Annotated in this window: 14 protein-coding genes; 10 read left to right on the top strand and 4 right to left on the bottom strand. The window is 72.8% G+C overall.

Annotated elements, in window-relative coordinates; all coding sequences use genetic code 11:
- Window positions 1–150: 150 nt before the first annotated feature.
- Window positions 151–654, bottom strand: coding sequence for a hypothetical protein (locus RL72_RS19200; protein ID WP_052674317.1), 504 nt, complete (start codon window positions 652–654; stop codon window positions 151–153).
- 58 nt (window positions 655–712) lie between these two features.
- Between RL72_RS19200 and RL72_RS10425 the strand changes: the two genes are divergently transcribed.
- A complete protein-coding gene (locus RL72_RS10425) occupies window positions 713–2,164 on the top strand; it encodes a phytoene desaturase family protein (protein ID WP_045250767.1) in 1,452 nt (483 codons plus the stop codon).
- Window positions 2,165–2,279: 115 nt separating this feature from the next.
- Window positions 2,280–3,323, top strand: coding sequence for an ATP-dependent DNA ligase (locus RL72_RS10420; RefSeq protein ID WP_045250766.1), 1,044 nt, complete (start codon window positions 2,280–2,282; stop codon window positions 3,321–3,323).
- Between the two features lie 51 nt (window positions 3,324–3,374).
- Here the strand turns inward: RL72_RS10420 and ligD are convergent, their stop codons facing one another.
- Window positions 3,375–4,430, bottom strand: a complete 1,056-nt coding sequence (gene ligD / locus RL72_RS10415; RefSeq protein ID WP_045250765.1) for a non-homologous end-joining DNA ligase — start codon at window positions 4,428–4,430, stop codon at window positions 3,375–3,377.
- Between the two features lie 47 nt (window positions 4,431–4,477).
- Entirely contained in the window at window positions 4,478–5,368 is an 891-nt protein-coding gene (locus RL72_RS10410; protein ID WP_045250764.1) for a LysR family transcriptional regulator ArgP, read from the bottom strand.
- Window positions 5,369–5,439: 71 nt separating this feature from the next.
- On the opposite strand from RL72_RS10410, the gene RL72_RS10405 reads away from it, so the two are divergent.
- Complete coding sequence (locus tag RL72_RS10405) at window positions 5,440–6,105, top strand: LysE/ArgO family amino acid transporter (RefSeq protein ID WP_248700446.1); 666 nt, start codon at window positions 5,440–5,442, stop codon at window positions 6,103–6,105.
- Window positions 6,106–6,123: 18 nt separating this feature from the next.
- Here the strand turns inward: RL72_RS10405 and RL72_RS10400 are convergent, their stop codons facing one another.
- Complete coding sequence (locus RL72_RS10400; RefSeq protein ID WP_248700445.1) at window positions 6,124–6,708, bottom strand: MarR family winged helix-turn-helix transcriptional regulator; 585 nt, start codon at window positions 6,706–6,708, stop codon at window positions 6,124–6,126.
- Window positions 6,709–6,782: 74 nt separating this feature from the next.
- On the opposite strand from RL72_RS10400, the gene idi reads away from it, so the two are divergent.
- From idi to RL72_RS10365, 7 genes are read left to right on the top strand one after another with little or no spacing between them, the layout of a single operon-like run.
- On the top strand, window positions 6,783–7,337 hold the full coding sequence (idi, locus tag RL72_RS10395; RefSeq protein ID WP_045250762.1) for an isopentenyl-diphosphate Delta-isomerase: 555 nt from the start codon (window positions 6,783–6,785) through the stop codon (window positions 7,335–7,337).
- Window positions 7,334–8,389 (top strand): polyprenyl synthetase family protein, encoded by a 1,056-nt coding sequence (locus tag RL72_RS10390; RefSeq protein ID WP_052674316.1) that lies wholly within the window; start codon window positions 7,334–7,336, stop codon window positions 8,387–8,389. The genes idi and RL72_RS10390 overlap by 4 nt, the downstream gene beginning before the upstream one ends.
- Window positions 8,386–9,279, top strand: coding sequence for a phytoene/squalene synthase family protein (locus RL72_RS20085; protein WP_045250761.1), 894 nt, complete (start codon window positions 8,386–8,388; stop codon window positions 9,277–9,279). Before RL72_RS10390 ends, RL72_RS20085 begins: the two co-directional genes overlap by 4 nt.
- Window positions 9,276–10,823 (top strand): phytoene desaturase family protein, encoded by a 1,548-nt coding sequence (crtI, locus tag RL72_RS20080; RefSeq protein ID WP_045250760.1) that lies wholly within the window; start codon window positions 9,276–9,278, stop codon window positions 10,821–10,823. The genes RL72_RS20085 and crtI overlap by 4 nt, the downstream gene beginning before the upstream one ends.
- Window positions 10,823–11,152: a lycopene cyclase domain-containing protein gene (locus RL72_RS10375; protein ID WP_045250759.1), complete on the top strand. Its 330-nt coding sequence runs from the start codon at window positions 10,823–10,825 to the stop codon at window positions 11,150–11,152. Before crtI ends, RL72_RS10375 begins: the two co-directional genes overlap by 1 nt.
- Window positions 11,149–11,514 carry a lycopene cyclase domain-containing protein gene (locus RL72_RS10370; protein ID WP_248700444.1) on the top strand — a complete coding sequence of 122 codons (366 nt, stop codon included), beginning with the start codon at window positions 11,149–11,151 and terminating at the stop codon, window positions 11,512–11,514. Before RL72_RS10375 ends, RL72_RS10370 begins: the two co-directional genes overlap by 4 nt.
- The gene (locus RL72_RS10365; RefSeq protein WP_045250758.1) at window positions 11,511–12,404 is read left to right on the top strand and encodes a prenyltransferase; all 894 of its coding nucleotides are present in this window, start codon (window positions 11,511–11,513) and stop codon (window positions 12,402–12,404) included. The genes RL72_RS10370 and RL72_RS10365 overlap by 4 nt, the downstream gene beginning before the upstream one ends.
- Window positions 12,405–12,407: the final 3 nt, after the last annotated feature.

The following is a 12,407-nucleotide window of genomic DNA, read 5'->3' as shown; positions in this document are numbered from 1 at the left end:
GTTCCGGTCACACCTCCGCGCGGCGGCCGCGGCGCGCCCGGCCTAGAGCTACGGCACGACCGGGGCTCCCTGCAGAACGACCGGGGCTCCCTGCAGAACAACCAGGGCTCCCTGCAGAACGACCAGGGCTCCCTGCAGAACGGCTCGGGCTCAGGTGCAGGCGCAGCCGCCGGAGGGCGTCTTCACCATGAAGCACACGTCGCACACCCCGTAGTCGCGTTCGTCCAGCGGAGTCGTCTTCGGCGCGCGGGGCTCGGACTTGGGCTTCGCCGGAGCGCGGGTCCCCGCGGTGCGCGACGGACGCGCGACGCCGGCCGGTGCGCTCGGCAGCTCGCTCGGATGCGTCACGTAGAAGTACGGCGCGCGGCCCTCGCTGGGCGCGAGCGGCAGCGGCCGCCCGCCGACGACGACGATCTCGTCCTCGGTGAAGCCGTTCGTGTAGGTGCGCCCGATGTGCAGGGCCGCACCGTCGCCGCGGCGGATCGCCTCGATGTAGCGGCCGCGGTCGATGAAGGTGCTGACGCCGACGGCGTCCACGATCGCGCGGATGAAGTCGTGGTTCACCGGGTCGATGCGCTGACCGCGCAGAGCCTCGGTGAGCGACTTGTAGGGACGGGAGGTGCCGGTGGGGGTCGGGCCCTGGACTTCGTTCATCCCCTCTAGGATCCCACGTTCTGCTCGGAGCGGCCTGCGCGCGTGCGAGACTGGCCGCATGCCCCGCGCGACCGTGATCGGCAGCGGACCGAACGGCCTGACCGCCGCGGTCTCGCTCGCCCGTGCCGGATACGCGGTCGAGGTGATCGAGGCGGCGCCGACGATCGGCGGCGGCGTGCGCAGCGACACCTCGACGCTCCCCGGATTCGTGCTCGACGTGTGCTCGGCGGTGCACCCCGCGGCCTACTCGTCGCCGTTCTTCCGCGCCTTCGGACGCGACCGCATCGACTGGATCATTCCGGAAGCGGCATATGCCCATCCGCTCGACGGCGGGCGGGCGGGGATCGCCTGGCACGACCTCGAGCGCACGGCTGACGCGCTCGGCCCGGACGCCCGCGCCTGGCGGGCCCTGCTGCGTCCGTTGAGCTCGCACATCGACGGGCTCCTCGACTTCACGGGCGGTTCTCTGCTGCGCCTCCCGGACGACCCCGTCACCGCCGTCCGCTACGGGCTCCGCGTGCTCGAGCAGGGATCGGCGATGGCCGAGCGCACCTTCCGCACCGCGGAGGCCGCCGCACTCGTGGCCGGCGTGGTGGCACACGCCAACTCGGCGCTCCCCTCCCTCAGCGGCGCCGCGGCCGGCCTGCTCCTCATGGCGCAGGCGCACGCCGGCGGCTGGGCGTATCCGCGCGGCGGGGCCCAGCGGATCGCGGACGCGCTCGCCGACGACCTGCGTGCGCACGGCGGCAGGATCCGCACCGACGCGCCCGTCGCCGACCTCTCGGCCCTGGACTGGGGGGATCCGCGGCAGGGCGACCTGCTGCTGCTCAACACGGCGCCCCGGCTCGCGCTGACCCTGCGCGACGTGCCTGTCCGCTACGCCGACGCCGTGCGCGCCTACCGTTACGGCCACGCTGCCGCCAAGGTCGACTTCGCCCTGGACGGTCCGGTTCCGTGGACGAATCCCGACGTCGCGCTGGCGCCCACCGTGCACGTCGGCGGCACCCGCGAGGAGGTGTGGGCCAGCGAGAACACGGTCGCCCAGGGGCGGATCTCCGATCGACCCTACGTCCTCGTCGTGCAGCCTTCCGTGCTCGACGACTCCCGCGCGCCCGCGGGCCGGCAGGTGCTGTGGGCGTACATCCACGTGCCGGCGAACTCGGATGCCGACGCGACGGAGCTGATCGTGCGGCAGATCGAGCGCTTCGCGCCGGGGTTCCGCGATCGCATCCTCGCTAGCCATGCCGTGAGCGCCCGGGAGCGCGTGCACCTGAACCCGGCGGAGATCGGCGGCGACATCTTCGGCGGCGCGTTCACGATGCGCCAGGCGTTCGTGCGGCCCGTGCTGTCCCGCACCCCCTGGCGCACGCCGATGCCCGGCGTGTACCTCGCGTCGGCGGCCACGCCGCCCGGTCCCGGGGTCAACGGCATGGCCGGCTGGCACGCCGCACGCACCGCGCTCGCGGACGCCGGCGAGCGCGTCGCCCTCCCCGACCTGTTCACCCCCTGATCCCCCCTCGTCGCTCCGTCTGTTTGCGTCAAACGGTGGGCTCAGGGCACGAAACGCCACGGTTCGGCGAAAATAGACGGACAGACGAGGCGGGCGGGCAGGCAGGATGGGATCCATGCGCTACGAGATCCCCGCACCGATGCTCGCGAAGGCCTCCGCCGCCGTCCCGGATCCGGCGAAGTTCCCGGACGGCCTGCTGTACGAACCCAAGTGGGACGGCTTCCGCGGGCTCGTGTCGTGGGACGGCGAGACGGTCGAGATCGGCTCCCGCGGGGCGAAGCCGCTCACGCGCTACTTCCCCGAGCTCGTCGAAGCGATCCCCCGCCTCCTTCCGGGACCGTGCCTGCTCGACGGCGAGATCGTCGTCGCCACCGGCCCCGCGGGATCGCAGCGGCTGGACTGGGAGGCCCTGAGCCAGCGGATCCATCCCGCCGCGTCCCGGGTGCAGAAGCTGTCGGCGGAGACGCCGGCGATGTTCATCGCGTTCGACCTGCTCGCCGACGGCGACGAGGATCTGCAGCAGCTCCCCTTCGGCGAGCGCAGGGAGCGGCTCGAGCGCCTGCTCGCCGAGGTGCCGCACCCGCTGCACCTCACGCGCACGACCACGGATCCCGATCTGGCCCGGCGCTGGCTCGCCGAGTTCGAGGGCGCGGGTCTCGACGGCGTCGTCGCGAAGCCGCTGGACCAGCCGTACGCGCCGAACAAGCGCACCCTGTTCAAGGTGAAGCACGCGCGCACGGCGGACGTGGTCGCGCTCGGCTACCGCATCCACAAGAGCGGCTCGGGCGTCGGATCCCTCCTCGTCGGCCTCTACGGCGACGACGGCGTGCTGCGCCAGGTCGGCGGAGTGGCGGCGTGGAGCGACGCGATGCGGCAGCAGCTGGTCGAGGACCTCGCGCCCCTCGTGGAGCGCGACGAGTCCGGCGTCGCCGTCACCGGCGAGGGCGAACGATCCCGATTCAGCGGGAGCAAGGACACGTCGTTCGTGCGGCTGCGCCCCGAGCGCGTGCTCGAGGTGCGCTACGACCAGCTGGAGGGGTGGCGGTTCCGGCACACCGTGCAGTTCGAGCGCTGGCGCGACGACCGCGAGGCGCGATCGTGCACCTACGAGCAGCTCGAGACCGTCGCCGGCTACGACCTCGCCGACGTGATCGACTGACGCCCCTCCCGGCAGCCGCGCACCCGGGTTCCTGATCCAGGACGCCCCGCTCTAGCGGGGCTCGCCGTTCTCGTCCCAGTTCGCCGCGACCTTCTTCGAGGGCTGCACGCGCGGGGGCTCGCCGGGCATCTTCGGGAACTCGGGCGGGAACGGCATCTCGCCGAGCCCGTTCTCCACGTCGCGCTCCCACCAGCCCAGCAGCGTGTCGATGCGGCCCGGCGCGTCCTGCATGCGCGCCCAGGGATCGCCGACGTCCGCGAGACGCTGCGGCACCGTGCGCACCGTGAACCGCCGGGGATCCACGTCGTCCAGCTCGTCCCACGCGATCGGCGTCGAGACGGTCGCGCCCGGCAGCGCCCGAGGGCTGTACGCACCCGCCATCGTGCGGTCGCGGTTCGCCTGGTTGAAGTCGACGAAGATCCGCTCGCCGCGCTCCTCCTTCCACCACGCGGTCGTGACGCGATCGGGCATCCGCCGCTCGAGCTCGCGCCCGGCGGCGATCACCGCATGCCGCACCGTGAGGAACTCCCACTCCGGGACGATCGGGCAGAACACGTGCAGACCGCGGTTCCCGCTGGTCTTGATGAACGCCTCCAGCCCCGCCTCGCGCAGCACGGTGCGCAGCTCGTGCGCGGCCGGGATCGCCTCGGCGAAGCCGGTGCCCGGCTGCGGATCCAGGTCGATGCGCAGTTCCACCGGGTTGTCGGTGTCGGAGGCGAGAGATGCCCAGGGGTGGAAGACCACCGTGTTCATCTGCACCGCCCACACGATCGCGGCCGGCTCGGTGAGCACGATCTGCGGGTGCGAGCGACCGCTGTTGTAGGTGCACATCACGCTCTGCACGAAGTCCGGCGTGCCCTTGGGCGGGTTCTTGGAGAAGAAGCTCTCGCCGCCGATGCCGTCGCGGTAGCGCTCGAGCGACACCGGCCGGTCGCCGGTCGAGGTGAGGAACGGCGTCGCCACGGTCTGCACGTACTCGGCGAGCTCCGCCTTCGTGATCGGGCCCCCCTCGGCCTCCGGCCAGACCGCGCGGTTGGGGCTGGACAGATCCAGCGAGCGGTCCCCGTCGGGGCCGGGGATGGTCAGCGTGATGCGCTCGGATGCCATGACTCGACCCTAGGGTGCGGCGCGGACGTCTGGCCAGGCCCGCGGGCTCAGCGCAGCACGCGTCCCGCGGCGGCACGGATCTCGGCGGCGATGGCGTCCAGCAGCTCGGAGCGCAGGTTCCACTGCTGCCAGAACAGCGGCGACGTCGTCTCGGCATCGTCGAGGCGCACCAGCCGCCCGTCCGCGAGACCGGGCTCCGCGTGCGGCACGGGCAGCAGCGCCCACCCCAGTCCCAGCTCCACCGCGATCGAGAAGTCCGCCGACGCGGGCACGTGGTGACGGGGCACGGCCCAGGGATCCACGCCGCGTGCGCGCAGCCAGTCCTGCTGCATCAGATCCCGGCGGTCGAAGTCGACGAACGGCGCGAGCGAGAGCGCGTCGGCGGTGACGCCCTCCGGGAACCAGCGCCGCGCGAACGCCGGGGAGGCCGCCGCCACGTAGCGCAGTGCGCCCAGCGCCTCCACGCGGCAGCCGCCGACCGGCTCCGACTCGCTGGTGACGGCGGCCATCACCGTGCCGGATTCGAGCAGTCGCGCGGTGAAGTTCTGATCGTCGCGATGCAGGTCGAACTCGACGTCGTGCCTCTCGGACAGGCGTGCGAGAGGCGTGAGGAACCAGGTCGCCATCGAATCCGCGTTCACCGCGAGCGGGATGCGCACGCGAGCGCCCTCGGCTTCGCCCGCGAGGCCGAATCCGGCGATCGCGTCGCGCTCGAGCAGGGCCACCTGCCGGCCGAACCGCGCGACCGCCTCCCCCGCCTCGGTCGCGCGCGCCGGCTTGCTGCGCACGAGCAGGATCCGTCCGAGCTGCTGCTCGAGCGTCTTGATCCGCTGGCTGACCGCGGAAGGGGTGAGCAGCAGACGGCGCGCCGCGCCCTCGAAGCTGCCCTCGTCGAGCACCGCGGCCACGGTGCGCGCCGATTCCGGATCCACCTGCACATCAGAGATCCTAATCTTGCTTAAGGAATCTTCGCTGGTGTTGAAGAGTGCGCGCACCGTATCGTCGATCCGTGCTCACCCTCCTCTCCGGCCTCGGCCTCATGTTCTCGCTCATCATCGCCGTCGGCGCGCAGAACGTGTACGTGCTGCGCCAGGGGCTGCGACGGGAGCACGTGCTGCCGGTCGTCCTCATCTGCGCGGCGTCCGACGCGGCGCTGGTCCTGGCCGGCACGGCGGGTCTCGGGTACCTGGTCAAGACGCTTCCGTGGCTCATCGTCGTGGCCCGCTGGGCGGGTGCCGCCTCGCTCGTGCTCTACGGGATCCTCGCCGCACGTCGGGCATGGGCGTCGGGGGGCGAGGCGCTGATCGCCGACGGCACGGAGGCGACCGCGGGAGCCGCCTCCGGGTCCGGGGGCGCCGCCACGCTCACCCGCACGGCGCCGCTCGCGCCCGTGATCCTGGCCACGCTCGCGTTCACCTGGCTGAACCCCAACGTGTACCTCGACACGGTGCTGCTCATCGGCGGGATCGCCGCCACGCACGGCGACGCGCGGTGGCTGTTCGCGGCGGGCGCGATCACCGCGAGCGTGGTCTGGTTCTTCGGGCTCGGCTACGGCGCGCGCCATCTCGGGCGCTGGCTCCGCACGCCGCGCGCCTGGCGGATCCTCGACACGGCGATCGCCGTCCTGCTCGTGGTGATGGGCATCGGCCTCGTGCTCCCGCTCTTCGTCGGCTGATCGGAGCGCCGATCCCGGTCACTCCGCGGCGTCGCCGCCCGTCGGTCCGTCCTGCGTGCTCTCCGTCCGCTCGGTCGCGGCGAGCGCGCGCAGGAAGCGCGTGACGATCGACCGCTCGCCGGACGACAGCCCAGCGGCGACCTCGAACCGCCGCGCGTGCACGCGCCCGACGCTCTCCCGGGCCGCCTGGCGCGTCTCCGGCGTCACGCTCAGGGCGATCGCGCGTCGATCCACGGGGTGCGGCCGCCGCACGACGTGACCGCCGCGCTCGAGGCGGTCGAGCATCTTCGTCGTCGCGGCGCTGCTGATGCGCAGGTGGCCGGCGACGGCCCGGGCCGTCGCGATCTCGCCGGCGTTCTCGGCGGCGATCATGAAGCGCAGCGCGCGCATGTCGTTCTCGTTCAGCTTCATGTACTGCCGCGAGGCCTCGCTCATCCGCGCGGCGGCACCGTGCCACGCGCGCAGCGCCGCCATCAGCTCCACGATCTCGTCGACCTCGGTGTCCGAGAGGTCGGTGCGGGGGACGAGCTCGCGGCGCGGATCGATCACGCGCGGATCGATCATCGCCCGGCCGAGGCGGTCTTCAGGCTCGATGTCTTCCACGGGAGGACTCTATGCCATAGTCTTTGTCCCTAACCAGGTTAGTAATATTCCTAGTGAGCAAAAGGAGACGTCCGATGACCCCTGACAGTGAGATGGTCGTGCTCCTCGACGCAGAGGGCGCACGGATCGGCATCGCTCCGAAGAGCAGCGTGCACGGCGCCGACACCCGCCTGCACCTGGCGTTCTCCTGCCATGTCTTCGATCGGCACGGCCGGCTGCTGGTCACCCGCCGCGCCCTGACCAAGACGGCATGGCCCGGTGTCTGGACCAACTCGTTCTGCGGGCATCCCGCACCGGGTGAGGAACTGATCGCCGCGGTCCGCCGCCGCGCCGAGCACGAGCTCGGCATCGCCCTGGACGGGATCGATCCGGTGCTCCCCTTCTTCCGCTACCGGGCGACCGACGCCGCCGGGATCGTGGAGAACGAGATCTGCCCTGTCTATCTGGCCGTCACGTCCGACACTCCCCGACCGCATCCGGACGAGGTCGTCGAGCACCGCTGGGTGGACCCCGACGACCTCGCCGAATCCATCCGCCGCGCGCCCTGGGCTTTCAGCCCCTGGCTCGTCCTTCAGGCGAGGCTGCTCCCCTTCCTCGGCGGTCGCGGACTCGAGGAGCTCGCCTCGTGACCGACAGCGCGGTGGCGGAGGACGGGCTCGCCGAGGTCGGGGCCGTGATCGACGAATGCTTCCAGGACGCGGCGGCCCGTCTCGGCGATCTCGCCGGATTCGGCGCCGTCTGGGAGGAGACGCGTCGCGCGGCCGACGGCGGCAAGCTGCTCCGTCCGCGCCTCCTCCTCGCGGCGCACCGCGCCTTCGACGCGGGGTCTCCGGAGGACGCGATCCGCGTCGCCGCGGCGCTCGAGCTGCTCCACCTCGCTTTCCTGCTGCACGACGACGTGATCGACCGCGACGTGCTGCGCCGCGGCGCACCGAACCTGATCGCGCGTCGCCGCGACGCCGCGCGCGCGATGGGGGCGGACGAGGCGGAGGCGCTCCGCTACGGGGACAGCTGCGCGATCCTCGCCGGCGACGTCCTGCTCTCGGCGGCGCACCGGCTGATCGCCGAGCTGGACGCACCGGCGCCCCGGCGCAGGGCGCTGTGGGGCGTGCTGAGCGACGCGATCGGCGCGGCGGCCGTGGGCGAGCACGCGGACGTGCTGCTGGGCCTGCAGGGCGGCGCCGACGAAGAGGCGGTCCTTCGCACCATGGAGCACAAGACGGCGCGCTACTCCTTCAGCGCTCCCCTGCGGATGGGCGCCATCCTCGGCGGGGCGGATGCGACCGCGGTCGAGACGCTCGGCGTCGTCGGCACGACGGTCGGGATCGCCTTCCAGGTGCGCGACGATGTGCTCGGCGTGTTCGGCGACCCGCAGCACACCGGGAAGTCGGCCCTCTCCGACCTCCGCGAGGGCAAGATCACCCTGCTCGTCGCGCACGCCGCCGCGGATCCCTCCTGGCAGAGCGCCTCCGCGCTCTTCGGAGACCCCGGTCTCGACGAACGCGGTGCGGCGGTGCTCCGCGCCGCGATCGAGAGGTCCGGCGGCCTCGCACGGGCTGAGGCGGCGATCTCCGGCCTCGTCGCCGAGGCGCGCGCCACCCTGCTGCTCTCCGCGCTCCCGGCCGCCCTGATCGACGACCTCGAGCACATCATCGCGAGCGCGGCGGAGCGGGTCCGATGACCGCGGGCACCGGCCTCGCGCTCTACGACCGCGCGGCGGTACGGGGCTCCGCGCAGGTCCTGGACAGCTACTCGACCTCCTTCCGCCTCGCCAGCCGGCTCTGCTCGGGCCCGGTGCGCGCCGATCTCGCCGCGATCTACGCGCTCGTGCGCGTCGCCGACGAGATCGTCGACGGATGCGCGGCGGACGCAGGCCTGTCCTCGGCGCAGTGCCGCGAGGTGCTGGACGGCCTCGAGCGCGAGGTCGGCGCGGCCCTGAGAACCGGATACAGCGCCAATCTCGTCGTGCACGCGTTCGCGACGACCGCCCGGGCGACCGGGATCGGCGAGGACCTCACCCGTCCCTTCTTCGCGTCGATGCGTCGTGATCTGAGCCCGCTCGCGTTCGCCGACGAACGGGAGCTCGACGACTACGTGCACGGGTCGGCCGAGGTGGTCGGGCTCATGTGCCTGGCCTCTTTCCGTCGCGGAATGGACCCGGATCCGGTCCGCGACGCGCGGTGGGACCGCGGCGCGATCGCCCTGGGCTCGGCGTTCCAGCGGGTGAACTTCCTCCGCGATCTCGGCGCGGACGCCGATGGGCTCGGCCGGCGCTACTTCCCCGGCATCGATCCGCACTCCGTCACCGACGCGCAGCGCGACCGGATCCTGGACGGGATCGATGCGGAGCTCGCGATCGCCGGCGCCGTGATCGGCGAGCTGCCCTCGTCGTCGCGCCGGGCGGTCGCCGCCGCGCACCTGCTGTACTCCGAGCTCTCGGCACGGCTGCGACGCACTCCGGCACGGGTGCTCGCCGACCGCCGGGTCCGGGTTCCGGCCCCGCGCAAGGCGGCGCTGCTCGTACGCGCGGCCCTGCGCGGACTCGAGCCGGGGCTCGGAGCGGCACGATGAGCCGGGTGGCCGTGATCGGCGGTGGGATCTCCGGGCTCGCGTCGGCCGCTCTGCTCGCCGCCGACGGGCACGACGTCTCGCTCTTCGAGCAGTCCTCGCGGCTCGGCGGCAGGGCGGGCAGCTGGGAGCGCGACGGCTTCCGCTTCGACACCGGACCCTCCTGGTACCTCATGCCCGAGGTCTTCGATCACTGCTTCCGGCTGCTCGGCACGAGCGCCGCGGCCGAGCTCGATCTCGTCCGGCTCGATCCCGCCTATCGGGTGTTCGCCGAGGACGCCGAGTCGCTGGACGTGCACTCGGAGCGGGAGCGCTCGCTCGCGCTGTTCGAGTCGGTGGAACCGGGCGCGGGCGCCGCACTCGCGCGTCACCTCGACTCGGCCGCGCGCACCGCGCGGATCGCGAGCGACCGCTTCCTCTACACGGACTTCTCACACCCGGGGGCCTTCCTGCCCGGGGGCGAGCTCGGCGAGCTCCCCCGGCTCGCCGGGCTGCTGGGCACGTCGCTGCAGGGGATGGTCGAGGCGTCGTTCTCGGACCGCCGGCTGCGCCAGATCCTGCAGTACCCGGCGGTGTTCCTCGGCGCAGCCCCCGGCATCGCCCCCGCTCTGTTCCATCTGATGAGCTCGTTCGACCTCGAGGATGGAGTGCTCTACCCGCGCGGCGGCTTCACCACGGTGATCGACGCGTTCGCCCGGCTCGCCCGCGAGGCGGGCGCGCGACTGCACACCGACACGCGGGTGCACCGGATCCTGATCCGGGGCGGAGAGGTGCGCGGAATCATCGTCTCCCAGGACGGCGTCGCGCGTGAGGAGCCGTTCGACCAGGTCGTGAGCACGGTCGACATGCACCACAGCGACACGGCCCTGCTGCCGAGGAGGGCGCGCGAGCGCCCGGCGTCGCACTGGCGCCGGGCCAACCCCGGCACGGGCGCCGTCCTCGCGATGCTCGGCGTCCGCGGAAGGCTGCCCGGCCTCACCCATCACAACCTCGTGTTCACCGAGGACTGGGACGAGAACTTCGACGCGATCTTCGGATCCGCGCCCCGCGTGCCGGAGCCGGCCTCGTTCTACGCCTGCATGCCCAGCACGACCGACGACACCGTGGCTCCGCAGGACCACGAGAACCTGTTCCTGCTGATCCCCGTGCCCGCGGACCCGGCGATCGGCGGCGGCGGGATCGACGGCCGCGGGGCCGCGGAGGTGGAGCGCATCGCGGATCGCGCGATCGCGGAGCTGGCCGTGCAGTCCGGCAGCCCCGATCTCGCCGAGCGGATCGTGCTGCGGCGCACGGTGGGCCCGGCGGACTTCGCCCGGGACCTGCACTCCTGGCGGGGCTCCGCGCTGGGTCCGGCGCACACGCTGCGGCAGAGCGCGTTCCTGCGCGGCCGCACGCGCTCCCGCACGACGCGCGGGCTGTTCTACGCGGGGGCGACCACGCTGCCCGGCATCGGCCTGCCGATGTGCCTGATCAGCGCCGAGCTCGTGCTGAAGGCGTTCCGCGGCGACCGCAGCGTCGGCCCCCTGCCCGTTCCTGCGGGGGCGTGATGGGCCTGCTCCACCTCGCTCTGCTGCTCACCGCGATCCTGTGCGTCGGGCTGGTCGACGCGCGCTGGCGGCTGTTCGTCTGGGCGCGGCCGAGACGGGCGCTGCTCGTGCTGGGCGCGGGCGTCGCGTTCCTGCTGCTCTGGGACGCGGCCGGCATCGCCACGGGGATCTTCTCCCGCGAGGGCAATCCGTTCTCGACGGGGATACTGCTCGCGCCGCATCTGCCGGTCGAGGAGCCGGTGTTCCTGCTGTTCCTCGTGCAGCTGACCATGGTGCTGTACTCGGGGACGCTGCGGGTCCTGCGGCGACGGGCGGAGCAGCGCCCGTGAACGCGACCTACCTGATCGTCGACGCCCTCTTCCTCGCGCCCTGCGTGCTCGTGCAGGCGCTGACCTGGCGGCGCCGGCCGCGCGGGCACGGCGCGGCGCTCACCGCGGCCGTCGTGGTGCTCGTCCTGCTCACGGCCGTCTTCGACTCGCTCATGATCGCGGCGGGTCTGTTCACGTACGCCCCCGACCGCATCAGCGGGATCCGGATCGGGCTCGCGCCGATCGAGGATCTCGCCTATCCCGTCGCTGCGGCCCTGCTCGGCTCGGCCCTGTGGAACGCTCGTCGTGCGGCGCCCGCCCCGGCCCCGAGGCCCGCGGCGCACCCGGATCCGTCGACCGCCTCGGAGGAACGCCGGCGATGAGCACATCCCTCACATCCTCCCTTCCCCGCGACCTGCTGCTCGCCTCGCGCCCCGTGAGCTGGATCAACACCGCCTACGGCTTCGCGGCGGCGTACCTGCTCACCTCCGGACGCGTCGACGCGGCCTTCGTGATCGGCACCCTGTTCTTCCTCGTGCCGTACAACCTCGCGATGTACGGGATCAACGACGTCTTCGACTACGCGTCGGACCTCGCGAACCCCCGCAAGGGCGGCGCCGAGGGCGCGATCCTCTCCCCCGCCCGTCATCGGGTCGTCCTGACGTGGTCGACGCTGCTCCCCGTCCCGTTCGCGGTGGCGCTCGTCGTGCTCGGCGACCCGCTGTCCTGGCTCGTCCTGGCCCTCAGCCTGTTCGCGGTGGTCGCCTACTCCGCCCCGGGGCTGCGGTTCAAGGAGATCCCCTTCGTGGACTCCCTCACCTCGAGCACGCACTTCGTCTCGCCGGCGGTGTACGGCCTCGCGCTCGCCCACGCGACGACGACCGTCCCGCTCGTCCTCCTGCTGCTGGCCTTCTTCGCCTGGGGCGTCGCGAGCCACGCCTTCGGGGCGGTGCAGGACATCGGTCCGGATCGGGAGGCGGGGATCTCCTCGATCGCCACCGCCCTGGGCGCGCGACGGACCGTGCGCTTCGCCCTGTCGATGTGGGCCGTCGCCGGGGTGCTCATGCTGTTCACCACGTGGCCCGGTCCCCTGGGCGCGCTCCTCGCACTGCCGTACCTCGTCGCGGTGTGGCCGTTCCGCTCGGTGACGGACGCCGAGGCGGCGAGCACCAACCGCGGGTGGCGGCGGTTCCTGCTCCTGAACTACGTCTGCGGCTTCCTGGCGACGATGCTGCTGATCTGGTGGGCGTTCGTGGGCGGCACGGCGTTCTGAGGC

This window comes from Microbacterium azadirachtae, assembly GCF_000956545.1.
Lineage (GTDB): Bacteria > Actinomycetota > Actinomycetes > Actinomycetales > Microbacteriaceae > Microbacterium > Microbacterium azadirachtae.
Note: the sequence above shows the minus strand (reverse complement) of the source record. Positions and strands in the feature narration are given on the sequence as shown.

Bases quoted from the DNA above. Each gene is read 5' to 3' on its own strand.
- RL72_RS20085 (WP_045250761.1), top strand. From the start codon at position 8,386: ATGACCGCGGGCACCGGCCTCGCGCTCTACGACCGCGCGGCGGTACGG.
- idi (WP_045250762.1), top strand. From the start codon at position 6,783: ATGACCCCTGACAGTGAGATGGTCGTGCTCCTCGACGCAGAGGGCGCA.
- ligD (WP_045250765.1), bottom strand. From the start codon at position 4,430: ATGGCATCCGAGCGCATCACGCTGACCATCCCCGGCCCCGACGGGGAC.
- RL72_RS10365 (WP_045250758.1), top strand. From the start codon at position 11,511: ATGAGCACATCCCTCACATCCTCCCTTCCCCGCGACCTGCTGCTCGCC.
- RL72_RS10375 (WP_045250759.1), top strand. From the start codon at position 10,823: ATGGGCCTGCTCCACCTCGCTCTGCTGCTCACCGCGATCCTGTGCGTC.
- crtI (WP_045250760.1), top strand. From the start codon at position 9,276: ATGAGCCGGGTGGCCGTGATCGGCGGTGGGATCTCCGGGCTCGCGTCG.
- RL72_RS10420 (WP_045250766.1), top strand. From the start codon at position 2,280: ATGCGCTACGAGATCCCCGCACCGATGCTCGCGAAGGCCTCCGCCGCC.
- RL72_RS19200 (WP_052674317.1), bottom strand. From the start codon at position 654: ATGAACGAAGTCCAGGGCCCGACCCCCACCGGCACCTCCCGTCCCTAC.
- RL72_RS10425 (WP_045250767.1), top strand. From the start codon at position 713: ATGCCCCGCGCGACCGTGATCGGCAGCGGACCGAACGGCCTGACCGCC.